At 68.6% G+C, this 23,590-nt stretch carries 19 protein-coding genes, 2 tRNA genes and 1 pseudogene; 14 read left to right on the forward strand and 8 right to left on the reverse strand.

Annotated features, from left to right (window positions below):
- Positions 1–4 precede the first annotated feature (4 nt).
- From rplT to AC6CH2_RS15110, 9 genes and pseudogenes are all read left to right on the forward strand, one after another.
- Positions 5–364: a 50S ribosomal protein L20 gene (gene rplT, locus AC6CH2_RS15070; RefSeq protein WP_435395567.1), complete on the forward strand. Its 360-nt coding sequence runs from the start codon at positions 5–7 to the stop codon at positions 362–364.
- A gap of 433 nt (positions 365–797) precedes the next feature.
- Entirely contained in the window at positions 798–1,808 is a 1,011-nt protein-coding gene (gene pheS, locus AC6CH2_RS15075; protein ID WP_498269906.1) for a phenylalanine--tRNA ligase subunit alpha, read from the forward strand.
- 138 nt (positions 1,809–1,946) lie between these two features.
- Positions 1,947–4,343, forward strand: a complete 2,397-nt coding sequence (pheT, locus tag AC6CH2_RS15080) for a phenylalanine--tRNA ligase subunit beta (RefSeq protein WP_498269907.1) — start codon at positions 1,947–1,949, stop codon at positions 4,341–4,343.
- Positions 4,344–4,407: 64 nt separating this feature from the next.
- Positions 4,408–4,710 (forward strand): integration host factor subunit alpha, encoded by a 303-nt coding sequence (locus AC6CH2_RS15085; RefSeq protein WP_435395564.1) that lies wholly within the window; start codon positions 4,408–4,410, stop codon positions 4,708–4,710.
- Complete coding sequence (locus tag AC6CH2_RS15090; protein WP_036101932.1) at positions 4,703–5,059, forward strand: MerR family transcriptional regulator; 357 nt, start codon at positions 4,703–4,705, stop codon at positions 5,057–5,059. Before AC6CH2_RS15085 ends, AC6CH2_RS15090 begins: the two co-directional genes overlap by 8 nt.
- Positions 5,060–5,252: 193 nt before the next feature.
- Positions 5,253–5,329, forward strand: a tRNA-Pro gene (locus AC6CH2_RS15095).
- A gap of 230 nt (positions 5,330–5,559) precedes the next feature.
- A pseudogene (locus AC6CH2_RS15100) lies at positions 5,560–6,300 on the forward strand (YoaK family protein); the annotation flags it as partial.
- A 125-nt stretch (positions 6,301–6,425) separates the two neighbouring features.
- Positions 6,426–7,106 carry a TetR/AcrR family transcriptional regulator gene (locus tag AC6CH2_RS15105; protein ID WP_498269908.1) on the forward strand — a complete coding sequence of 227 codons (681 nt, stop codon included), beginning with the start codon at positions 6,426–6,428 and terminating at the stop codon, positions 7,104–7,106.
- Positions 7,103–9,658, forward strand: coding sequence for a PEP/pyruvate-binding domain-containing protein (locus AC6CH2_RS15110; RefSeq protein WP_498269909.1), 2,556 nt, complete (start codon positions 7,103–7,105; stop codon positions 9,656–9,658). The genes AC6CH2_RS15105 and AC6CH2_RS15110 overlap by 4 nt, the downstream gene beginning before the upstream one ends.
- 38 nt (positions 9,659–9,696) lie before the next feature.
- Here the strand turns inward: AC6CH2_RS15110 and AC6CH2_RS15115 are convergent, their stop codons facing one another.
- The gene (locus tag AC6CH2_RS15115; RefSeq protein ID WP_498269910.1) at positions 9,697–10,695 is read right to left on the reverse strand and encodes a TraB/GumN family protein; all 999 of its coding nucleotides are present in this window, start codon (positions 10,693–10,695) and stop codon (positions 9,697–9,699) included.
- A gap of 269 nt (positions 10,696–10,964) precedes the next feature.
- Here AC6CH2_RS15115 and AC6CH2_RS15120 point away from each other — a divergent pair, with 269 nt between their 5' ends.
- From AC6CH2_RS15120 to AC6CH2_RS15130, 3 genes are read left to right on the forward strand one after another with little or no spacing between them, the layout of a single operon-like run.
- The gene (locus AC6CH2_RS15120; RefSeq protein ID WP_435397122.1) at positions 10,965–11,309 is read left to right on the forward strand and encodes a hypothetical protein; all 345 of its coding nucleotides are present in this window, start codon (positions 10,965–10,967) and stop codon (positions 11,307–11,309) included.
- Positions 11,310–11,319: 10 nt separating this feature from the next.
- Positions 11,320–12,897 carry a PepSY-associated TM helix domain-containing protein gene (locus AC6CH2_RS15125; protein WP_498269911.1) on the forward strand — a complete coding sequence of 526 codons (1,578 nt, stop codon included), beginning with the start codon at positions 11,320–11,322 and terminating at the stop codon, positions 12,895–12,897.
- A 10-nt stretch (positions 12,898–12,907) separates the two neighbouring features.
- On the forward strand, positions 12,908–13,240 hold the full coding sequence (locus AC6CH2_RS15130) for a DUF3325 domain-containing protein (RefSeq protein WP_498269912.1): 333 nt from the start codon (positions 12,908–12,910) through the stop codon (positions 13,238–13,240).
- Between the two features lie 187 nt (positions 13,241–13,427).
- Here AC6CH2_RS15130 and dxs read toward each other — a convergent pair whose 3' ends face one another.
- The 6 genes from dxs to AC6CH2_RS15160 form a co-directional block, all read right to left on the reverse strand.
- On the reverse strand, positions 13,428–15,335 hold the full coding sequence (dxs, locus tag AC6CH2_RS15135) for a 1-deoxy-D-xylulose-5-phosphate synthase (protein WP_498269913.1): 1,908 nt from the start codon (positions 15,333–15,335) through the stop codon (positions 13,428–13,430).
- Positions 15,336–15,486: 151 nt separating this feature from the next.
- Entirely contained in the window at positions 15,487–16,692 is a 1,206-nt protein-coding gene (locus AC6CH2_RS15140; protein WP_498269914.1) for a hypothetical protein, read from the reverse strand.
- A gap of 141 nt (positions 16,693–16,833) precedes the next feature.
- Entirely contained in the window at positions 16,834–17,346 is a 513-nt protein-coding gene (locus tag AC6CH2_RS15145; protein ID WP_498269940.1) for an HNH endonuclease, read from the reverse strand.
- Positions 17,347–17,712: 366 nt separating this feature from the next.
- Entirely contained in the window at positions 17,713–19,503 is a 1,791-nt protein-coding gene (locus AC6CH2_RS15150) for an acyl-CoA dehydrogenase C-terminal domain-containing protein (protein WP_498269915.1), read from the reverse strand.
- Positions 19,504–19,618: 115 nt separating this feature from the next.
- Positions 19,619–20,101 carry an LEA/WHy family protein gene (locus AC6CH2_RS15155; protein WP_435396740.1) on the reverse strand — a complete coding sequence of 161 codons (483 nt, stop codon included), beginning with the start codon at positions 20,099–20,101 and terminating at the stop codon, positions 19,619–19,621.
- 994 nt (positions 20,102–21,095) lie between these two features.
- Complete coding sequence (locus AC6CH2_RS15160; RefSeq protein ID WP_498269916.1) at positions 21,096–21,539, reverse strand: DUF6491 family protein; 444 nt, start codon at positions 21,537–21,539, stop codon at positions 21,096–21,098.
- Between the two features lie 169 nt (positions 21,540–21,708).
- Between AC6CH2_RS15160 and AC6CH2_RS15165 the strand changes: the two genes are divergently transcribed.
- Together AC6CH2_RS15165 and AC6CH2_RS15170 are read left to right on the forward strand one after the other, a co-directional pair.
- Positions 21,709–21,784: transfer RNA gene (locus AC6CH2_RS15165), tRNA-Phe, on the forward strand.
- Between the two features lie 299 nt (positions 21,785–22,083).
- Positions 22,084–22,311 (forward strand): hypothetical protein, encoded by a 228-nt coding sequence (locus AC6CH2_RS15170; protein ID WP_498269917.1) that lies wholly within the window; start codon positions 22,084–22,086, stop codon positions 22,309–22,311.
- Between the two features lie 790 nt (positions 22,312–23,101).
- Here AC6CH2_RS15170 and AC6CH2_RS15175 read toward each other — a convergent pair.
- Positions 23,102–23,590: hypothetical protein (locus tag AC6CH2_RS15175; RefSeq protein WP_498269918.1), on the reverse strand; the 489-nt coding region annotated here is incomplete at its 5' end.

The following is a 23,590-nucleotide window of genomic DNA, read 5'->3' on the forward strand; positions in this document are numbered from 1 at the left end:
GAAAATGGCACGAGTTAAGCGTGGTGTAACGGCACGAGCCCGTCACAAGAAAATCCTGAAGCAGGCCAAGGGCTACTACAACGCCCGCCGCAAGGTCTTCCGCGTCGCCAAGCAGGCGGTCACGAAGGCGCTGCAGTACGCCTACATCGGTCGCAAGCAGAAGAAGCGCAATTTCCGTTCGCTGTGGATCACCCGCATCAATGCGGCGGCCCGCATCAACGGCATGAGCTACAGCCGTTTCATCAACGGCATGCTCAAGGCCGGCATCACCCTCGACCGTAAGGTGCTGGCGGACATCGCCGTGCACGACGCGAAGGGTTTTGCGGCGCTGGCCGAAAAGGCGAAGAGCGCGCTCGCGGCGTAACCTGCTTCATTCCCCGTCCGAGCCGAGTGCCGATGCACGAGGTTCGCGGCATGGGCACAAGGTTAAGGCATGGGGAAGGGCGCGAGTCCTTCCCCATTGTCGTTTTTGGGCCCCGTTCTGGGCCCCGTGTTTGGGCCATGTTCCTGGGCCCTGTTGCAGGCCCCATCCCAGGCCCGCTGCCGGATCCGTCGTCGGATCCGTCGTCGGTGCCACGGCGGGTCGTTCGATCCGGTCGCTGCCGCGGTTCGCGGCAACGGCAGGCCGCAGTACCGCTCGTCGTTCGGTCGAAGCCGAATCCATCCGTTCCAGCGGCGCCGCGCTTCGGTTCCCGACAGCGAGGCCGCGCAGGCGGGGTCCGGTGGTTCGCCGCAGCGACGGTCCGAGGACGATGCCCGGCGAACCCCGCGCCGGGCGCTAAGAGATTGGAAAGGCGATGAGTGGAATCGAAGCACTGACCCGACAGGCGCTGGACGAGATCGCCGCGGCGGCGTCTTCCGATGCGATCGAAGCGCTGCGCGTTTCGCTGCTCGGCAAATCCGGCAGCGTCACCGCCCAGCTCAAGCAGCTCGGCACCTTGCCGGCCGAGGAGCGCAAGGCCGCGGGCGAGGCGATCAACAAGGCGCGCGACGCGCTGACCACCGCACTCGGCGAGCGCAAGCTCGCGCTCGACGAGGCCGCGCTCGATGCGCGGCTGGCGTCGGAAACCATCGACGTGACCCTGCCCGGCATCGACGCCGCGCGCGGCGGCCTGCATCCGGTCAGCCGGACGATGGAGCGCATGGCCGACATCTTCGGCCGTCTGGGTTTCGAACTGGCCGACGGCCCCGAGATCGAGGACGACTGGCACAACTTCGAAGCGCTGAATTTCCCGCCCCACCATCCGGCGCGGGCGATGCACGACACCTTCTATTTCGCGCCCGACGAAGCCGGCGTCGCGCGGCTGCTGCGTACCCACACCTCGGGCATGCAGGTGCGCTACATGCTGCAGAACAAACCGCCGCTGCGCATGATCGCGCTCGGCAAGGTGTATCGCAGCGACAGCGACCAAACCCACACGCCGATGTTCCATCAGTGCGAAGGCCTGCTGATCGACGAGCACTCCAGCTTCGCCGACCTCAAGGGCACCCTGGCCGAATTCGTGCGCGCGTTCTTCGAGCGCGATTTCGAGATGCGCTTCCGCCCGAGCTATTTCCCCTTCACCGAACCCTCGGCCGAGGTCGATATCGCCTGGCAGCAGCCCGACGGCAGCACTCGCTGGCTGGAAGTGCTCGGCTGCGGCATGGTCCATCCGAACGTGCTGCGCAATGTCGGCATCGACCCGGAGCGCTACACCGGCTATGCCTTCGGCATGGGCGTGGAGCGCCTGACCATGCTGCGCTACGGCGTCGACGACCTGCGCAGTTTCTTCGAGAACGATGTCAGGTTTCTCAAGCAGTTCGCTTGAGCGAGCGCAGGACTCGGGACTGGGAGCTCCGGATTCGGAACGGCTGCAGCGTTCCGCAGATCCACGAACCTCAAGTTTGCGAGTCCCCAGTCCCGAGTTCCGAGTCCCCAGTCTCGAGTCCCAAGTCCCGGAATCCCCATGAAATTCTCCGAAAACTGGCTGCGCCAGCATGTGCCGACCACCGCCCCGCGTGAGCAACTGGCTGCGACGTTGACCGCGATCGGCCTGGAAGTCGAAGAAGTCGTCGCCCTGGGCGAATCGCTGGACGGCGTGGTCGTCGCCCGCATCGTCAGCGCCGAGAAGCATCCCGAAGCCGACCGCCTGCAGGTCTGCCAGGTCGATACCGGCCACGGCACCGTGCAGATCGTCTGCGGCGCGCCCAATGCGCGTGCCGGCCTGATCGCGCCCTTGGCCACGGTCGGCGCCTCGCTGCCCGGCGGCCTGGCGATCAAGGCGGCCAAGCTGCGCGGCGTCGAGTCGTTCGGCATGTTGTGCTCGGCCAAGGAACTCGGTGTCGACCCGGACGCTTCGGGCCTGCTCGAACTGCCGTCCGACGCCCCGGTCGGCACGCCGCTGGCGCAATATCTCGCGCTGCCCGATGCCAGCATCGAGATCAAGCTGACCCCGAACCGCGCCGACTGCTTCAGCGTGCGCGGCATCGCCTACGACGTCGCCGCCGCCACCCGCAGCGCGGTCAGCCCGTTGGAGATCGCGCCGGTCGAGGCCGCCATCGCGGCGAGCCTGCAAGTCGAGCTCGACGCCGGCGCCGACGTGCCGCGCTATTGCGGCCGCGTGATCGAAGGCCTCGACGCGACCACGCCGACCCCGGTGTGGATGGCCGAACGCCTGCGCCGCAGCGGCGTGCGTCCGGTCTCGCTGCTGGTCGACGTCACCCAATACGTGATGCTCGAAATCGGCCAGCCGATGCACGCCTTCGACCGCGACACCCTCACCGGCCCGGTCGGCGTGCGCCATGCCCGCGCCGGCGAGAGCACCAAGCTGCTCAACGGCCAGAGCGTGAACCTCGACGAATCGTTCCTGGCGATCACCGACGGCAGCGGCGACGCGCAGCGCGTGATCGCCCTCGGCGGCATCATGGGCGGCTTCGACAGCCGGGTGACCGATGCGACCCGCAACGTGTTCCTGGAAGCGGCGCATTTCGCCCCGGCGGCGATCATCGGCCGCGGCCGCAAGCTCGGCCTGCACACCGACGCCGGCCATCGTTTCGAACGCGGGGTCGATCCCGAGCTGCCGCGCATCGCCATCGAATACGCGACCCGTTTGATCCTCGACATCGCCGGCGGTACCCCGGGGCCGCTGAACGAGTCGGCGCTGCCGGAGCATTTGCCGCATCCGCAGCCGGTCAGGCTGCGACGCGCGCGCCTGGCGCGCGTGCTGGGCCTGACCGTAGCCGACGCCGAAGTCGAGCGCATCCTCGGTGCGCTCGGGCTGACCGTCGAAGCCAGCGACGACGGCTGGCGGGTGACACCGCCGAGTCGGCGCTTCGATATCGCGATCGAGGAAGACCTGATCGAGGAAATCGCCCGCATCCACGGTTACGACCGGATTCCGACCACCTTGCCGGCCGGTTCCGCGCGCCTGGTCGCTCCGAGCGAGACCCGCGTCGATGCCGCGACCGTGCGCCGCCAGTTGGCCGCGCGCGATTATCTGGAAGCGGTCAACTACGCCTTCGTCGACGCCGCCTGGCTGGCGCTGTGGCAGGCCGGCGAGGGCGCGGTGCCGCTGGCCAACCCGCTCAGCGCCGAACTCGGCGTGATGCGCACCCTGCTGCTGCCGGGGCTGGTCGCGGCCCTGGCCCGCAACGCCTCGCGCCAGCAGGCGCGCGTGCGCCTGTTCGAGCTCGGCAACGTGTTCCGCGCCACTCCCGCGGCCGCGCCGCTGGAGACCCAGCGCATCGCCGCGGCGGTCTGCGGCGACGTTCAGGCCGAGCAATGGGGCGCCTGCGCGCGTCCGGTCGGTTTCCACGACCTGCGCGGCGACCTGGACAGCCTCGCGGCCGCCGCCGGTGCCCGTCTGGACTACCGTCCGTCGCAGCAGCCCTGGGCCCATCCGGGCCGCTCGGCCGACGTCTACCGGGTCGACGGCGGCGCCGAGCGCCGTCTGGGCTGGATCGGCCAGCTGCATCCGCGCCTGCTGAAGGCGCTGGACCTCGACCAGGACGTGGTCGCTTTCGAGCTGGATTTGGCGCCGCTGGTCGAGCGCGCCATTCCCCGAGCCTCGGCGCTGTCCAAATACCCCTCGGTGCGTCGCGACCGGGCCTTCATCGTCGCCGAATCGGTGGCGTGGTCGGCCATCCGGGCCACCGTTCAGGCGGCCGCCGGCCCCAGCCTGCGCGAGCTGGTCCTGTTCGACCGCTACCAGGGCAAGGGCGTGGAAACCGGATTCAAGAGTCTCGCTATGGGCTTGATTCTGCAGGATGAATCGCGCACCCTGACCGATCGGGATGTGGACGCGGTCGTGGCCGAAGTGACGGCGGCGGTGGAACGCGAACACGGTGCCCGGTTGCGCACGTGAGTACTCGCGAGGCGTGTGGCGATTGCGGCCCCGGTCCCAGCCCGGGCGTCGCGCAGAGGACAAAATGGCACTAACGAAAGCGGAAATGGCGGAGCGGTTGTTCGACGAAGTCGGGCTCAACAAGCGCGAGGCCAAGGAGTTCGTCGACGCGTTCTTCGATGCGTTGCGCGAGGCTCTCGAGCAGGGACGGCAGGTCAAGCTGTCGGGCTTCGGCAATTTCGATCTGCGCCGCAAGAACCAGCGGCCCGGTCGCAACCCCAAGACCGGCGAGGAGATCCCGATTTCGGCGCGTACGGTGGTCACCTTCCGCCCGGGCCAGAAACTGAAGGAACGCGTCGAAGCGTACAGCGGAGGCGGGCATGCTTGATCCGGGCAGTAACCGAGAACTTCCGCCGATCCCGGCGAAGCGTTACTTCACCATCGGCGAAGTCAGCGAGCTGTGCGACGTCAAGCCGCACGTGCTGCGTTACTGGGAAACCGAGTTTCCCACGCTCAATCCGGTCAAGCGCCGCGGCAACCGCCGCTACTACCAGCGCCACGAGGTGCTGATGGTGCGGCAGATCCGCGGCCTGCTGTACGAACAGGGCTATACGATCGGCGGCGCGCGCCTGCGCCTGGAAGGCGAGTCGGCGAAGGACGAATCGGCGCTGAGCTCGCAGATCGTCAAGCAAGTGCGCATGGAACTCGAAGAAGTCCTGCAGCTGCTGCGCCGCTGAAAGGCCGTCGGGCGGCCGGGACTCGGGCATCGGCAGCGAGGAATCGGACGTGGCGCCCGCGCCCGCCGATTTCCATTCCAGATTCCCCATTGCCGATTCCCCATTGCCGGCGCCAGCGGCTATACTTGCCGCCCGTTCGCAAGAGCGGAGCGTCTTGCAAGCGCGGATTTGCAAGACAGATCTAGCAACACGTCGGGGCGTAGCGCAGCCTGGTAGCGCATCTGCCTGGGGGGCAGAGGGTCGTCGGTTCAAATCCGGCCGTCCCGACCACTAGATCGATCGACCGGACGACCCGCACGGGCTTCCTGTCTTCCATTCCAGCCGAATGGACACCGAGGCCAGGCCTCTTTCTCGAGTCGTGATCGGCCCGGCGATACCGCCGGAGCGGCCGCATGCCCGCGCTTGCGCTGCCGCGGCGAAACCTGCGCCGAGCCGCGAAGCGAGACACCGGCGATAATGCAGTCGTCGCGATTCGTCGGCGCGGTCGTGAAGGGGGCTGAATGCCTATCGCTTATCTTCGCAATCTGACCGGCCGGGAGCGTGGGCCGCGCGCCGACCGTCACCTCGCGTACTGCCTCGCCTTCGTGGCCGGGGCGGTCAACGCCGGGGGGTTCCTCGCGGTGAAGCAATACACCTCGCACATGTCCGGCATCCTGTCGGCGATGGCCGACGACCTCGCGCTCGGCAGCCTGGGCCTGGTGCTCGACGGCCTCGGTGCGTTGCTGTCCTTCGTCGCGGGCGCGGCGTGTTCGGCCGTGCTGGTCAACTGGGGGCGCCGCCGCCGGCTGCACAGCGAGTTCGCCTTGCCGTTGTTGATCGAGGCCGGCCTGCTGCTCGGGTTCGGTCTGCTGGGCGGCAGCCTGCAGGGGCGGCAACTGCTGTTCGTATCGGTCACGGTGATGGTGCTGTGTTTCATCATGGGCCTGCAGAACGCCATGATCACCAAGCTGTCGCGCGCGGAAATCCGCACCACCCACGTCACCGGGATGATTACCGACCTCGGCATCGAGCTCGGCAAGCTCGCGTACTGGAACCGCACCCCCGACAGCGAAAGCGTCCCGCGGGTGGCGGCGAATCGCCGCAAGCTCAGGACTCTGGCCATTCTGGTCGCCGCGTTCTTCGTCGGCGGCGTGACCGGGGCGGTCGGGTTCGGCCGGATCGGTTTCAGCGCCACGATCCCGCTTGCCGCCCTGCTGATGACCTTGGCCCTGGTGCCGGTGCTGGACGACGTGCGCTCGCGTCCCTGAGTCGGGCGTCCGGCCGATATCGGGCCTGTCGTCCCGGCGCCGCGGCCAGGGCAGGGCTGGGCTTGCGGTTAAATTTGAACGTCGTATAAAATTGGCCTTAGTTCACCAAAGTCAAGGCCATGCCCGTTCCCAGACTGCAGCCCGAATCCGTGCGCGAACCTGCAGCGGAGCCCGGCAGGCGCGAGCGCAAGCGCAACCAGACCCTCGACCATCTCGCCGCGACCGCGTTCGGGCTGTTCGAGGCGCGCGGTTTCGAGGCGGTGACGATGGAGCAGATCGCCGAGGCCGCCGACGTCGCCAAGGGCACGCTCTATAACCACTTTCCAGTCAAGGAAGCGTTGCTGGCGCATCAGTTCCACGGCGAGCTGGCGGCGGCCATGGGCGCCATGGAGGGACCGAACGACAGCGTCGGTGAGCGCGTCGGCTTCGTTTCGCGTCTGTCGCGCTGGCTGGAGGCCTCGGCGCAGTGGTACCAGGGGCGGCGCGCGTATCTGCCGCACTATCTGCGCTTCCGTTTCCGACAGGTCGACGCCGCGGCGCGTGCGCGCGACGACGAGGGCGAACGCAGCGGCATGGAGCGTTTGTTCGCGGTCTGGATCGAAGCCGGGCAGGGCAGCGGAGAGTTGCGTGCCGACCTGCCGCCGGCGCACCTGGCGAGCCTATTGCAGCATCTGCATCTCGCCGCGCTGATGCGCTGGCTGGCGAGCGCGGACGGCGATCTGGAAAACGAATTCGCCGCGATCGTCGATGTCTTCGTGCATGGTGCGAGCCGCCCGGTCGGCGCGCGGAAGTCGCGATGAGTGCGTGGCTGCTGGACTGGCCGGCCGCGGCCGAGGCCGGGCCCGCGCAAGCCGGCGGCAAGGGCTGGCAACTCGGCCGGATGGCGCGGCTCGGCTTGCCGGTGCCGGACGGCCTGGTGATCGCCGCCGCGGCCAGCCGCGAGCGCGCCGCCGACGGCTCGGTGCCGCCGCAGTTGCTGGCGCGCATCCTCGAGGAAATACACGGCCGCGGCTGGGGCGAGCGCGCGCTGGCGGTGCGTTCGTCGGCACCGCAGGAGGACTCGGCGCGCGCTTCGTTCGCCGGCCTGCATCGCTCCTGCCTCAACGTCCGCGGCGCCGAGGCGCTGGCCGCCGCGATCGTCGCGGTGTGGGATTCGGCGCGCGAACCCGCGGCCGTCGCCTATCGCGAACGTTTCGGTTTCGCCGCCGACGACACGGCGATGGCGGTGGTGATCATGCCGTCGTTGCCGGCGGTCGCTTCCGGGGTGGTATTCACTTGCGATCCGCTGTCCGGCCGCGACGACCGCGTGCTGATCAATGCGCACTGGGGGCTCGGCGAAGCCCTGGTCGGCGGCCACGCCGACGTCGACGAATACCGTCTGCAGGTACGGCGCATCGACGACGGCCTGGAACCGATCGAGCAACGTATCGGCGCCAAGCGCCAACACTCGCGCGAACGCGCCGGCGGAGGCACGGAGTTATCGGAAACCCCGCGCGAGTTGGCCGAGCGTGCGGTGCTGACCCCGGCGGGCGCCCTGGAAATCGCCGCGCTCGCGCGCGACGCGGCGGCGGCGCTGGATTTCGCCCGGCCGCGTTTCGACGTCGAGTGGGTCTGGGACGGCGACCGTTTCTGGATCGTGCAGGCGCGGCCGGTGACGGCGAGCGCGCGCCATACCTATCCGGCGCTGTCGCAACAGCCGAGCCTGTGGACGCGCGGCAACACCAAGGAAATCCTGCCCGAGCCGCTGTCGGCGATGGACTGGTCGCTGTACGCGATCGCCGCCGACCGCATGCTGACGCTCGGCTACGAGCTCGGCGGTTATCCGGTATTGCCCGGGGTCCCCCACGCCAGCCTGCATCACGGCCGGGTCTATCTCGAGGCATCGCTGATCCAGTGGGAGGGTTACGACGCCTATGGCATCGCGCCGGCGGCGATCAACGCCCTGCTCGGCGGCGGCCAGGGGACGATCGCGGTGCCGGCGCCGTCGTGGCGTACGCGCATGCAACGCGGCCGGCGCTTGGTGCGCTATATGCGGCGATCATTGAAGAAACGCCGCAGCGCGGACGCGGATCTGGCCCGTGCGCGCGAGCAGGCCCGAGCCTGGCGCGAACAGGAGCTGTCGCAGGGCAATCGCAGCCTCGCCGCGCTGTTGCGCCAGCAGGTCGCGCAGGTGCGCGCATCGGACGAGTTGTTCTTCCTGCAAGGTTCGGCCGGCGGCACCCTGACCACCCTCGTCGATGTGATCGAAAAACGCTGTCCGGGCGAAGGGCAGGCGTTGACCGCGGCCTTGATGGCCGGCGGCGAGAGCAGCGTGACCGCGCAGCAAGGTTACGAGTTGATCGCGCTGGCCCAGGTCGCGGCCGCGGACGAGGCCGCGTCGTCATGGCTGCGCAGCGACGGTCGCGACAGCGCGCAATGGTCGGCCCAGCTGCCGCAGAGCAGCGCCTTCCGGCGCGAGTTCGCCGGCTTTCTCGGACGTTACGGCCACCGCGCGGTGGCCGAGAGCTATCTGCGTCAGCCGCGTTGGCGCGAGCAACCGGCCTATCTGCTCGATATGGTCGCGTCCCTGGTCGGCCGCGATGCCGAAGCCTTGCGGCAGCGCCAGCGCGAGATTTCGGCGCAGGCCTGGCAGCGGGTGAGCGGATGCACGCCGGTCTGGCTGCGGCCGCTGATCCGCCATCTGGCGCGCAGCGCGACCGTCGATTGCAACCAACGCGAGGCGGCGCGCAGCGCATTGATGGCGTATTTCGAAGCGATACGCCGGGTGGCGATGAAGCTCGGCGAACGGCTGTCCGGCGACGGCGGCTTCGCCGAGCCCGACGAAGTCTTCGACCTGACCGCCGAAGAACTGTGCGCGGTCGCCGAAGGCCGGCTCGGGCTGCGCCAGGCCAAGGCGCGCGCCGACGAACGCCGCGCTACCCGTCTGGCTTGGGCGGCGACGGTCGAACCCGAGGTGGTGATCGAACACGGCGAGCTCGCCGCGGCAGCGACCGCGAATCATGCGGCGGCGATGCAGGATGGCGACGGCGCGTTCTGGACGGGTACGCCGATCGGCGCCGGCCGCGCCAGCGGACGGGCACGCATCGTCCGCGACCCGCGCGAGGCGGGGGCGCTGGAAAGCGGCGACGTGCTGGTCGCGCCGAGCACCGACCCGGCCTGGACGCCGCTGTTCCTCAAGGCCGGCGCGCTGGTGATGGAGACCGGCGGCTACCTCTCGCATGGCGCGATCGTGGCGCGCGAGTTCGGCATTCCGGCGGTGGCGAATCTGCCCGGCATTCTCGCTGCGCTGAGCGAAGGCGAGCGCGTCGAAGTCGACGGCCACCGCGGCCGGGTGCGCCGCCGGCGCGATTGAATGCCGATGCGTATGACGGCGGCGCGATCGGCCGCCGCTCAGGGATCTTCGACGGTATAGCCCTGTTCGCGCAGGCGGTCGAGCAGGCCGCCGCGTTCGAGCAGGTCCGACACCGGCAGGGTCGCGAAGGTGCTGCGGTTCTTCGCCAGCGAGTCTTGCGCGCGTTCCAGCCAGGTCGCGGCGACGCGTTCGCGCAAATCGCCGAACCCCAGGCGCCTGGCGACGCCGGTGGCGGCCAGCGCTTCCAGGCAGGTGCGGTACTGGTCGCCCTGCGGCAGGGTGCGCAGGCTGGCGATGTCGCCGACCGCCCAGGCGTTGCCGCGTGCGCGCATCGATTCCAGGTCGCTTTCGATACGCGACAGGGTCTTGGCGAAGCATTCGCGGTCGTCGAGCGCGCTGGCCGAAAATTCCTTGAGCGCGGCCTTCGGGTTTTCGATCTTGACCGTGACCCGAGCCTCGACGATCGGCACGTCGTGCAGCTTGGCGGTCTTCTCGACCACCGGCTGGACCACGCCCTTGAGGGTCATCCCGGACTGGCGGATCGCCGCTTCGTAAAGTTCCTGCGCGGCGAAGATCGGCCGCCATTTTTCGACCCCGCCGTCGCGGCCGATGTAGCGCGCCTTGAGCGTCAGCCAGCGCGCGTAGAGGTCGGCCGGCACGGTTTCCTGCAGGGTCTTGCCGTCGGGATTCTTGCGCGCCTTCAGCGCGGTCGGGATCAGCATCATCGTGCGCAGCATGCCGAGCTCGGTGCCGAAGTTGACCGAGGGCGGCGCGATCACTTCCTCGGACTCGGCGATCGCCGCCTCGACTTCGCGCGACAGCCAGGTCATGTCTTTCGGCAACGGGCTCAGGGTGCCGAGGATCCACAGCACGTGGCCGCCGCGCACGACCTTCCACATGCCCGGCCCGGGTTGTTCGCCGGTGACGACCAGAGTGTCGAGATCGCGAATGTCGCCGGCCGGCGGCGCCGCCGGCTGGGCGAGGGCGGCGGGCTGGGCGAGGGCCAACAGCAGTACGGCAAACAGGGCACGACGCATCCGTGACGCTCCTGGGCGGGGGATGGGACTTCAGCGGAAGCCGCGATCGTAGCCGGTCCCGGGCCCGGACTGTGGGCCGGAGTTGTATTGCACTTGTATCGCACTCGTATCGCACTGGTATGGGTCGCCCGGCCGGCGTCGGGCCAGCCTTCTGGCTGGTTTGCAAATGAGAACTATTGCCAATTAGACTGTCGGTTCGCCTCCACAAGCATGCTTCGCGATCCAACCGGCCGGACTGCCGGGTGGACCGGCCAGGCCATGACCCGCGTATGACCCAGACCCTCGTCCATCCGTCCTCCGCGCCCGCCCGCAAGCCGCGCCCGACCCTGTCGTGGCGCTATCGCGGCGAAGTCGCGGTGCGCGCGTTCGCCGCCATCGCGATCGGCTATGCTGTCGCCTACGCCTCGACCGCGTTCCTGACCCTGGCGCTGCCGCTCGGCCGCAACGATCGCGTGGTCACCGCGAGCCTGCTGTGTTTCTTCGTCTGGTGCGGCGTGGCCATGTACGCCTTCGCCGCGCGCACGCCGTGGCGCGCGTGCTGGGCGCCGGCCCTGTCGGCGGCCGCCTTGTACGGCATCGCGGCGTTGTTCCCCGAACTGGCTGCCCGACCGTGAGCGCGCAGGCATGAAGAGCACCTTCTCGCAGGCGATGGCCTGGCTGCATACCTGGGCCGGCCTGGTGATCGGCTGGCTGCTGTTCGTGATTTTCGTCGGCGGCACCATCGCCTGTTTCGACAAAGAACTGACGCACTGGATGCAGCCGGCGCTGCACGGCAAGACCCCGGCCGAGAACATCGACCTGAGCCGGACCATCGAAGGCCTGCAGCGCATCGCCAAGCCGCATCCGCACGCCTATTACGTGACCCTGCCGAGCGAACGCAACCCGGCGCTGCAGTCGGCGGTGTATTACGACGCCGGCCCGCACGACGCGATCAACATCGATACCAGCACCGGCCAGGTCGTTCCGGAAACCGCCGGCGGCGAGTTCTTCTTCACCCTGCACTACAACCTGCATTCGGAAACCTGGGGCATGTACATCGTCGGCATCGCCGGCATGTTCATGCTGATCGCGATCCTGACCGGCATCGTGATCCACAAGCGCATCTTCAAGGACTTCTTCACCTTCCGGCCCAAGAGCGGCGGACAGCGTGCCTGGCTCGACGGCCACAACCTGACCGGCGTGCTCGGCCTGCCGTTCCACCTGATGATCGCCTACACCGGCGTGGCGATCTTCGTCGCCAACTACATGCCGGCCGGCCTGCTCGCGGCCTACGACGGCGACGTCGAGAAGTTCTACGTCGAAGCCAGCGACAGCTACGAGCGCCCGGAAACCCACCGGCCGTTGAAGTCGATCTATCCGATCGACAAGCTGATCGCCGACGCGCGCGAGCGCCTGGGCCAGCCGATTTCCTGGGTCAGCGTGCACCATCCCGACGACACCAGCGCGACGATCTCCTTCGGCGGCGATCACAGTCGCGCGGTGGCGTGGAATTTCGACCAGGTCTTCTACGACGCCAACGACGGCCGGCTGTTGCACGAGTCCGGCGCGTACAAGGCCGGCTACAAGACCTATACCTTCCTCGGCGGCCTGCACATGGCGCAATGGGGCGGCAGCGCGCTGCGCTGGCTGTACTTCGTGCTCGGCCTGGCCGGTTGCGTGATGATCGCCAGCGGCATGCAGGTCTGGGTCAACAAGCGCGCCAGGAAGGTCGCCGAAGCCGGCGCGTGGTCGGGCTATGGCCTGGTGCAAGCGCTCAATCTCGGCGTGGTCGGCGGCATGCCGCTGGCGAGCGCGGCGATGCTGATCGCCAACCGCCTGATTCCGGCCGCGACCGCCGAGCGCGCGAGCTGGGAGATCGGGGTGTTCTGCGCAGTGTGGATCGTCGCCTCGCTGTACGCGGCGATCCCCGCGGTGCGCAGCCGCGGCTGGGGCCATTTCTTCGCCCTCAACGCGATCGCCTTCGCTCTGATCCCCCTGGTCAACCTGGCGACCGCGCCGCAAAGCCATCTGTTTGCGACGATCGCGCGCGGCGACTGGGCCCTGGCCGGCGTCGACCTGACCGCACTCGTCCTGAGCGTCGCCTTCGCCTGGTTGGCGCGGCACTCGTTCGCCAAGGCGCGGCAATCGGCGCCGGCGCGTTCCGCGCGCGGCCGCGCCCGCGACGAGGCCGCAATCAACGACACGGCCGTGGCCGATCACTGAGGAACATCGCATGTTGTGGTTGGGTTTCAGTCTCGGCGTCGCGGCCTGGTGCCTGCTCAGTCTCGGACTCGAGAAGCATCACCGGCAACTGTTCGCGCGCGCCTTCGACCCGCGCCGCGGCCGTTGGCTGCGCGCGGCCGGGTGGGGCTTGCTGGGGCTCGACTTCGCCCTGTTCGTCGCCGGCTGGGGCTGGTCGCAAGGGCCGGTGTTCTGGTGCGCGGCGCTGATGCTGTCGGCGCTGGCCTGGACCTTGTTGATGACCTTGGCGCCGCGCGCGAGCACCCGCGTCGCGATCGCCACCGTGGTCAGCGCGCTGGCGCTGATGCCGGTGTGGATGGGGTAGGGCGCAGCGAACCAAGGGATCCGCGGGGGCCAGGAGCTTGCGCTGGATCCCGCTCGCTCAAGTAATTCTGCCCCGTCATTGCGGTCCGCTCGGACTGCGCGGACGTCGAGTCCGACAGATCGCGGTTGCGGCTTGCGCCGTTCCTACCCGGGCAGTGCGGCGACGTGCGCACGTCGCCGCGAACCGATCACCCGATCGCCGTCTGCACCGGCGTCGCGGTGAGCTGCGGCCAGCGGCGCAGCACCGCGGCGCGGATCGAGGCGGCGTCGAGGCCGGCTTCGGCGAGCAACTGCTCGCGGCTGGCGTGGTGCTGGAATTCGTCGGGCAGTCCCAGGTGCAGGATCGGCAGGACGATGCTTTCGGCCGCGAGCAACTCGGCCACGCCGCTGCCGGCGCCGCCGGCGACCACGTTGTCCTCGAGGGTGACGAAGCCTTCGTGGGTCCGTGCCAGTTCCAGGATCAGCCCGCGGTCGAGCGGTTTGACGAAACGCATGTTGACCACGCTCAGGCCGAGCTCGGCGCCGACCTGTTCGGCCGCGGGCACGATCGCGCCGAACGCGAGCAGGGCGATGCGCGAGCCGCTGCGGCGCAGTTCGGCCTTGCCGATCGGCAAGGTGTCGAGGGTGGGCTGGATCGCCGCGCCGGGGCCGGTGCCGCGCGGATACCGCACCGCCGCCGGGCCTTCGTAACGGTGGCCGGTGCTGAGCATCTTGCGGCACTCGTCTTCGTCGGCCGGCGCCATCACCACCATGTTCGGCACGCAGCGCAGGTAGGACAGGTCGAGGTTGCCGGCGTGAGTGGCGCCGTCCGGCCCGACCACGCCGCCGCGATCGATCGCGAACAGCACGTCGAGGTTCTGGATCGCCACGTCGTGCACCAGTTGGTCGTAGCCGCGCTGCAGGAAGGTGGAGTAGATCGCCACGACCGGCTTGGCGCCTTCGCAGGCCATGCCGGCGGCGAGGGTCACCGCATGCTGTTCGGCGATGGCGACGTCGAAGTAACGCTTCGGATATTCCTTGCTGAAGCGCACCAGGCCGGAGCCCTCGCGCATCGCCGGGGTGATGCCGAGCAGGCGCTCGTCGGCGGCGGCCATGTCGCACAGCCACTCGCTGAAGATATCGGTATAGCTCGGCTTTTTCGCCCCGGGCTTGCTGATCAGGCCCTTCTCGGGATCGAACGGACCGACCGCGTGATAGCCGATCTGGTCGCCCTCGGCGAGTTCGTAGCCCTTGCCCTTGGTGGTGATGATGTGGAGCAGCTGCGGGCCCTTGAGGCCCTTGAGCGTCTTCATCGCGCCGAGCAGGGCCGGCAGGTCGTGGCCGTCGATCGGGCCGGTGTAGTGGAAGCCGACTTCCTCGAAGAAGGTCGAGGGCACGAACATGCCTTTCCAGTGCTCTTCCCAGCGGCGCACGAACTTGGCGGCCGGCTTGCGCTTGTCGCCGAGCAGCTTCTTGCCGCCTTCGCGGATCGCGTTGAGGGTACGGCTGCCGGTGAGGCGGCCGAGCATCTTGGTGACGCCGCCGACGTTCTCGGAGATCGACATCTGGTTGTCGTTGAGGATCACCAGCAGGTTCGGCTCGGGATCTTCCAGGCCGCCGGCATGGGCGAGCGCTTCGAAGGCCATGCCGGCGGTCATCGCGCCGTCGCCGATCACCGCCACGACCTTGCGCTCGTCGCCGGCGTGCTGCAGCGCCAGCGCCATGCCGAGCGCGGCCGAAATCGACGTCGAGCTGTGGCCGACGCCGAAGGTGTCGTACTCGGATTCGTCACGCTTCGGAAACGGCGCCACGCCATCCTTCTGCTTGACGGTATGGATATCGTCGCGGCGGCCGGTCAGGATCTTGTGCGGGTAGCACTGGTGGCCGACGTCCCACACCAGTCGGTCGACCGGGGTTTCGTACAGCCAGTGCAGGGCCACGGTGAGCTCGATCACGCCGAGCCCGGCGCCGAAATGGCCGCCCACGAGCGCGACTTGTTCGATCAGGTAGGCGCGCAGTTCCTCGGCGATCGCCGGGAGTTCCTCTTCGGGGAACCGGCGCAGGTCGGCGGGGACCTGAATACGGGAAAGACGCGGGTAGCGCTGCGAATCGATCATTACGACCATCTGTCTTCAGCTAGTCGGTCATTGTCCCGCCCCCGCGTGAGGCGAGCAAGAAGTCCGGCCGCTTCATGTTCAGACAGCCGGCGCGGCAGGGCGCCGCGCCGAGGCGAGACCGGATGCCGCGGCCGATCGCCGCAGGCGCGGCTCAGCGGCCGCGCAGACGCCCGAACAGGCCGCCGCTGGACTTGGCCGGCTCGACCGGCGTCGGGTCGCCCTCGGGTTCGGCGAAACCGGTGGCGAGGCTGGCGTTGATGAAGTCGGCCACCTCGGCTTCGGTCACGCCGCTGGCCTCGGCGATCTCGGACACCGTCGCGAGCGCCTTCATCATCACCGTGGCGATGCGGAAGTGCTTGGGATATTCGCGCTCGGTCTGCGGCCACTTGGTCATGCGGTAGCGGCGCTGCGGGTCGTAGCCCGGGGCGAGGCGGCCCTGGCCGGCGAGCAGGTTGCCGAACCAGACCAGGCGGGTCAGCGGCATCGAGGCGCCGAGTTCGGCCGCGGCGGCTTCCCACTGCGCGGCCGGCACCACTTCGAAATCGGAGGCGGCGAAACCGCGGTCGAACCAGTCGGCCAGCGGCTTGAGCGCGCCCGGGCCGTGGTACTTGCGCTGGTCGGCGTCGATCAACAGCCTCTCGTTGCCCTGGGACACGCGCAGCAGGCCGCGCAGGCGCCCGGGCACCAGCCAGTCGAGCAGGCCGTCGCCGCGGGCAGTGATGGTCGGTACCGCAGGTGCGAGCGCGGTGGCGGGCATGGCGCTCGCGGCGATGCTGACCGCGTCGGTCACCGGCGCCGGAGCTGCGACCGGAGCTGCGGCAGCAATCGGCGCGGCCGTCGGAGCGGCTTCGGCCGGCGCAGGCGCGCTCGGCGCGGACGCCGCGTGCTGCGCCGCCGCCTTGGCCGCGGCGGCAGTGGCCTGGGCACGGTCGGTCTGCAGCAGTTCGACGACGACGTCGGGCAGGGCCGCGGTCGGGTCGGTCAGCGGTTGCTTCGGGATCTCGACCGGAGCCGGCGTGGGCGCCGGAGCGGGTGTCGGCAGGGCTTGGCCCGACTGCACCGCGATTTCGCCGAGCAGCTTGGAGATCGAGTCGCTGGTGAAAGGATGCGGCAGCAGGAAGTCGGCCTGGGTGCGCTGGGCCTTGGTCAGGGCGATCACCGACTTGCCGCTCGCGTGCAGGCGCAGCCAGCTCATCGGGCCGTACATGCTGTCCATGTCGACGACCACGAAATGCGCCTGTTGTTCGGGCACGAGAGTCCAGTGACCGCCGAGTTGGGCATTGGCGACCTTGAAGGCCGTCTGCAGGGCGGACTCTGTCGCCGGGTCCATGCCGGTCAGACCGAGGGTCAATGGCATCTGTTAGGTGTCCGTGAAATCGATTGCGACGAGTGTCCGGGACGACTGGATTGTCGTCAACGCGCGCTATACGTCGTTTATGACCCTTATTCGGCACTTCGGTCGGGCTCGAAGCGCCAATAGTGCGACGGACTTCACGCCTTATGCATTCAGGCGCGCGTTCTTCGGCAGCTGGTTTTTCAGGAAGGTCATCTGGTCGGCGAGGATATTGCGGTTGGACAGGATCAGGTGCTCGACCCAGCTCGGGCGATACGGCACCGCGAGCAGCGGCATGCCGGCCTGCTGCGGCGTGCGGTTGCCCTTGCGCGAGTTGCACTGGAAGCAGGCAGCGACCACGTTCTCCCAGATGTCGCGGCCGCCCTTGGACACCGGCACGACGTGGTCGCGGGTCAGGTGCGGGCGATGGAAGTCGTGGCCGCAATACATGCACAGGTGGCTGTCGCGCGCGAACAGCGCGGCGTTGGTCAGGGCCGGAGTGGGGTCGAGCGCGCTCGGGCGGGCGTGGCCGCGCGCGGCGACGATCGGATGCAGTTCGAGCACGCTGCGCTCGCCGGTCAGCCGATTGGTGCCGCCGTGCACTTCCAGGCAGGGGTCGCCCAAAGTCCAGGCGACCGCGCCGCGCACGTACAGGCAACTGGCTTCCTGCCAGTTCATCCAGTCGAGCACGCGGCCATGCGCGTCGAGCGACAGCAGCCGCACCGAGTTGAGTCGTTCGAGCGCGTTGCGCGGCACCGCGCGGGGGCCGGCCCAAGGCGAGTAAGGATCGCAGACGCCTGTAGCGTCCGGCTCACGCTGAAGCATTTCAGCGTGGGTTCCGGTTCGGACCAGGCGGATCTTCGCTCTATCGGTCTCCATCGGGAATCCAGCTTATACCCGTTTGATGACGATTTTGGTAGTTGGCCGGCGAGGCCTCGCGCGCCGCGGTCCGAACGCGACGGCACGCGTTGGGCCGAATGCCTCAGGAAAACTGCGGTCCCGCCGGACGCCGGCCGGCGGAACCGCTTGCTCGCGGCCGAAGCCTCAGACGTCGAAGGCTTCCGCGTCCAGGCCGGTGAGGGTCTCGACGCTGGCGCCGATGGCGATCGCGTGGGCCTGGGCGCGCGGCAACAGGCGGGCGAAGTAGAAGCGCGCGGTTTCGCGCTTGCCGGTCTTGAAGCGGGCCGACTGCGACGAGGCCTCGCTCGCGGCGACGCTGCGCGCCCACCAGTAGGCCAGCGAGACATAGCCCGAGTACATCAGGTAGTCGTAGGCGGCGGCGCCGACCTCGTCGGGGTTGGCGGCGGCGCGCTTGCCGACCGCCATCGTCAGCTGCTGCCATTCGCCGGCCTTGGCGCGCAGCGGGCCGACGAACTCGGCGACCGCGGCATTGGCTTCGTTGTCGGCGCAGAAGCGTTCGATCTTCTCCAGCATCACGCGCAGACCGGCGCCCTGCAGCTGCATGACCTTGCGGCCGAGCAGGTCGAGCGCCTGGATCCCGGTGGTGCCTTCGTACAAGGTCGTGATGCGGGCGTCGCGGGCGAGCTGCTCCATACCGTGCTCGGCGATGTAGCCGTGGCCGCCGAAGCACTGCAGCGCATGGTAGGTGCATTCCACGCCCCACTCGGTGAGGCAGGCCTTGACGATCGGGGTCATGAAGCCGATCAGCGCATCGGCTTCGGCGCGTTCCTTTTCGTCGCTGCTGGCATGGGCGATGTCGACCTGCAGTGCGGCGTCGTAGCCCATCACCCGGCCGCCTTCGACCAGCGCCTTGCAGGTCAGCAGCATCCGGCGCACGTCGGGGTGGACGATGATCGGGTCGGCCGGCAGCTCCGGAAACTTCGCGCCAGACAGCGCGCGCATCTGCAGGCGGTCGCGCGAGTAGCGCAACGCGTTCTGCAGGGCGCGGTCGGACAGGCCCAGGCCTTGCAGGCCGACCGCGAGGCGTGCGGTATTCATCATGGTGAACATCGCCATCAGGCCCTTGTGCGGCTGGCCGATCAGATAACCCTGGGCGCCGTCGAAATTCATCACGCATGTAGCCGAGCCGTGGATGCCCATCTTGTGCTCGAGGCTGCCGCAGCGCACCGCGTTGGCTTCGCCGGTGCTGCCGTCGCGCGCGACCTTGATCTTCGGCACGATGAACAACGAAATGCCCTTACTGCCGGCCGGGGCGTCGGGCAGGCGCGCGAGCACAAGGTGGATGATATTGTCGGTGAGGTCGTGCTCGCCGGCGGTGATGAAGATCTTGGTGCCGGTGATCGAATAGCTGCCGTCGGCCTGCGGTTCGGCCTTGGTCTTGAGCAGGCCCAGGTCGGTGCCGCAGTGCGGTTCGGTCAGGCACATGGTGCCGGTCCAGCGGCCTTCGACCAGCGGCTTGAGGAAGACTTCCTGCTGCCATTCCTCGCCGTGGTGCAGCAGCGCTTCGGTGGCGCCGTGCGAGAGCAGCGGGAAATTGCCCCAGGCCAGGTTGGCGGCGTCGATCATTTCCTTGAGCGGCACGCCGGCCGCGTGCGGCAGGCCCTGGCCGCCGAACTTGATCTCGGCGGTGAGGCCGGACCAACCGCCTTCGACGAACTGGGTGTAAGCCTGCTTGAAGCCCGGCGGCGTGGTGACCGCGCCGGTGGCCTTGTCATGGCTGCAGCCGATCTGGTCGCCGATCGCGTTGAGCGGGGCGAGCACGGTTTCGTTGAAGCGCGCGCCTTCCTCGAGCACGGCGTCGAGCACGTCGCGGGTGGCGTCGGTGTAACCCAGGCGCTGGAACTGGGCTTCGGCGCCGAGGACGTCGAACAGGACGAAACGCATGTCGGCGAGGGGGGCTTTATAGGTGCTCATAGGCTCGGCAATGGGGAAAGGGGAGAGGGGAATCGAAACGGCAAGGGCATGGCGGGCGGCGGATTCGGGCAGGGAAAGAGCAAAGGTCGGCTCTACCGGTTCCCCATTCCCGACCTCAGCGCATCACCCCGGGCAAGCCCGGAGCCGGGCTCAGCGCGCTGCTGCGTTCGACGGTGAAGATGCGTTGCTTGGCTTCGTCGGGGGTTGCGGCGATGTCGCCCTTGAGGCTGTAAGCCAGGCTGCGGCCGCCGGACAGGGCGTCGGCGATGGCGATCTTGGCCGCGCCCGAGGGGGTCAGTTCGACGACCACCACGTCGGCCGATTCCGGGCCGATCGAAACCGCCGGTTGGGCCACGAGCTGGCCGGCGGTGTCTTCGCCGAGTTTGAGCTGCAGGTCGAAGCGGTCGAAGCGCATCGGGATGCTGCTGAAGTTCTCGATCCGCACCTCGACCGCCCAGCTGCCGTTGGCGCGCACGGTCAGTTGCTGGATGCGCGCGGCGGGCTCGGAGACGCGGCGGACCTGTCCCCCGCCGCAACTGGCGAGCAGGACGGCGGCGAGCGCCAAGCCGAACAGACGCATCCAGGACCCTGCTTTCATGCCGCCGCTCCGTCGTGATGGAACCGCGAGGATACTACGGCGCATGGTGGCGCCGTCAGGCCGTATCGGCGGCGGCAGACGAGCGTGGACGCCCGGTGCCGTGCCAGCGCGCGGTGCGGGATTCGCCGGGCGGCCAGTTCCATGGCCACAACCGCGCCGACGCGCGGGTAGCCGCCGCGGGAGGCGAGCTAGGAGTCGGGGGGGCCCAGGTTCGACGCCGGGCGCATGCCGCGGCCGCTCGTCATAAGCGAGGAAGCTGGCGAGGAGGCAGATGAAAGCCCGGGCGAAGGACCCGGTGAATACCCGGGCAAGCCCACGGGCGACGCATCAGGCGATGCGATAGGCGCGGAGGCGGGCGCAGAAGAAGGCGCCGCCGCCTGGGCCAGCAAAGCCAGCACCGAGGCGGCGGCCAGTACGAGGAGATAGCGAGGCAGCTCGTGGAGCAGGTCCTGGACCGCCGATGCGGCCTTCATGCACGAACCCCGCGTAGACCACGCGGGACAGACCGACTGGCCGTCCTGGCCCTCGGTGCGAACTCCGTTTCGCCGTGCATGACCACTTCCCCAACACTTGCAAAGAGTAGCCCCGACTCCGCTGGCTCACCTGCTCAAGGTGACGGCCTTAATCCGTTGCTGAGCGGCATCCGTGTCATCGCATCGACCGTGCTGCCGGGGCGAGCACAGATTGGACTTCGACGCGGCCGGGCGCAGTAGGTCGAACGCGCGGCGCCGTGTAGGATTTTTCTGACCCCGGTCAGCTCCGTCGGCAGGCCGGTTCGACCTGGGCGGAGGTTCCGGCCGCCTGTGCTCGGCCGCGAGCGAAGCCGGGTCTCAGGGCCGGGCGCCGGCCCGAGCCCCGGATCGCAAGCTTGCGGTCGTGGGCGGCGGCCCGCGCGACGGTGCAATGACCGGTGGGCAGGCGCTGTGCGTGGCGGTCCGCGTGGTCACTCAAACACCGCGCCAGCGCGATGCCAAACCGAGCGCCGCCCACTGCGTCAGGGCTTGGGGTCTTCCGGCATCGTCCCGGCTTCGCGTATGTCGCGTTGCGCCTGCTTGATCGCCTTGACGTCGAGCGGAAGGATGCGGCCGATGAAGCAGGGCATCTTGATCGACTGCGGTCCGAGCACGGTGACCTTGTCGAAGCGCGAGTGCACGCGCCCCATCTGGTTGCTGACGCTGATCGCCGAGGCGAACTCGAGGTCCGGGCAACGCCCTTGCAGTTCCAGCAGGTAGGCTTGGTTGGGCTTGGTCCACACCGCGAGCGCGCTGTCGCCGAGCGGGGTCCAACCGTCGATGCGGCCGAAGTACTGGAAGCTGTCCACGGGGGCGGCGGCGTGCGCGCGGTACAGCGCCAGACGCTGTGCATCGTCCATCCTGGGATTGCTCGCGCAGGCGCTCAGCAAGAGCAGGGCGAGAGCGGCCGGAATCAGGCGTTGCATGATCCACTCCTCGGCGGCGAGGCCGCCATTGCGGTCCAGGCCGACATGATGCGCCGGCCGCGGCGGTGCGTCGCATCGAGCTCGCGCGACGTTCAGCGCCGATGAGGCTTGCCAGATTCCATCGGCGTCCGTATCATCCCGCTCCTCTCACGGCGCACCGTGAAAGAACGGCCGGGTAGCTCAGTTGGTAGAGCAGGGGATTGAAAATCCCCGTGTCGGGGGTTCGATTCCCTCCCCGGCCACCATTTGCATCAAGGGCTTAGCGTTCGCGCTAGGCCCTTGTTCTTTTCGGGCCAGGCGGTGCCTGCGCCGGATCGATCGCGACGATCGCCCGGCGCCCTCGGCGTCGTTCGCCGGATGCTCCGGCGACAGCGTTGGACTGCACGCACCGGCTACGAGCGCGAGCCGCCAGATTCGATCAAGGCGCGTCGGCTAAGAGATCGCGAGCCGCGCCCGCCCGCATCGCGGACCGCGAGCCAACGGGTCGGCAAACTGCGCCGTCGACCGAAGGGCGGTGATGTTCGAATAATTTCCCGGCGGCGGCGTGGCCATGATCGTTTTCGTCGTGGCCCTCAGGTTTTTCTTCGGCCGTGCCGGGACCTCGAGCCTCGACGCGATGGCCGACGGGTACGAAGACGCCGACAATGCACAGGATGCGAGGAAACTGCGGGATACCGCCAAGTCTTATCGCACTCGTGCCGATCGTTACTTCTATCTCTTGTCGATCGTCGCTCTGGCGATGATCCTGGTGTCGTTGATCGGCCGGCTATGACGGTCGGGGATTGGGCTTGTCAGGGCTTGCCCGCCGCGCGCCTTTCGATCCGGTTCGAGTCCCTTTACTGCGCACAGGCTGCGTCGATTTAATTAGCCGCCGCCGCCGCCGCCGCGAGGTTCTGGTTCGAGCCCGCGACTCATGGCCCCGCGTAGGCGTTGACGCGGGTAGGGGAAATCCGACCCGCGCGTGCGGCTACGGCCGACTGCGTCCGGCCAGCCGAGCCGCCAAGCTGATCGAGCTGGCAACGTGTGGCCCTCCCTCGGTAGCAGTTTCCACACGGCAACGGCCTTCAAGGATGAAGGCCCGCCAGCGACATCGCCTGCTTTTCGAAGACGGAGGCTGTGTGCGGTGCTGCCGTGCATCGCGGTCATGTCGGCCGTGCCGGCGATTAGTCTGGCCGCGCGGCATACGCGGCACGGCGAAGCATCATCTCGACTACGACTACGACTACGACTACGACTACGAGTTGCTGCGCTGCTGCGCTGCTGCGCTGCGGCTGCCGTTGCAAAGGCAGTCCTTGTTGCAATCGCGAACGCCATGCCACGCTCGCCGTCGTAATGGAAACGTCAGCGGCGACCGCAACCGCACCGAGCAGGCACCGGCAGAATCAACCGCACCGCAACCGCAACCGCAACCGCAACTGCAATCGCAATCGCACGCCGCACGCCGCATGCCGCATGCCGCACGTCGCACGTCGCACGTCGCACGTCGCGAGTCGGGACCGGACGCAAGCAAGCGCAAGGATATAAGCCGTACCTGCCTCTTCGCCCAGCGCGGCAATCCCGCCTCAGTTGATCGTGCAGCTCAAGGTCACCGTCACGCTGGCGCCGTTCGCCAGGGTTCCCAGGGATACGCCCGTGTCGAGTGCGGCCAAGGTCATCGGCGTCGGCGGGCAGGCACTGCCGCTGCAGGTCGGCGGCGCCGTGCAGCTCAGGTGGCTGCGGCCCGCGGCGGGGTCGCGCAAGACCGCGCCGGTGACGGCATCGGGTCCGTTGTTGACGATCACGATCGAATAAACCGTCGAGGCGCCACGGGCGACGGTGTCCGCGCTCTGGTCATTGGGGCCGGACGCCGGGGTATTGGTCTTGCTGATGACCAGGTCCGCCAGCGGCGCACGGGTGTTGGAGAAGGTGCAAGTCAGATCGTCGCCGGCCGCCGCGGTGAGGGCGAAGCTCGCGCCGCTGCCGCTCGGCGCCTGTCCGCCGGCGAGCGCGTTGGTGCAGGCATAGCCGGTGGTGTAGTTGGCCAGGTTGGCGCCGGCCGCGCCCGCCTCGGA

The sequence above is a fragment of the Lysobacter sp. GQ73 genome (assembly GCF_059758755.1).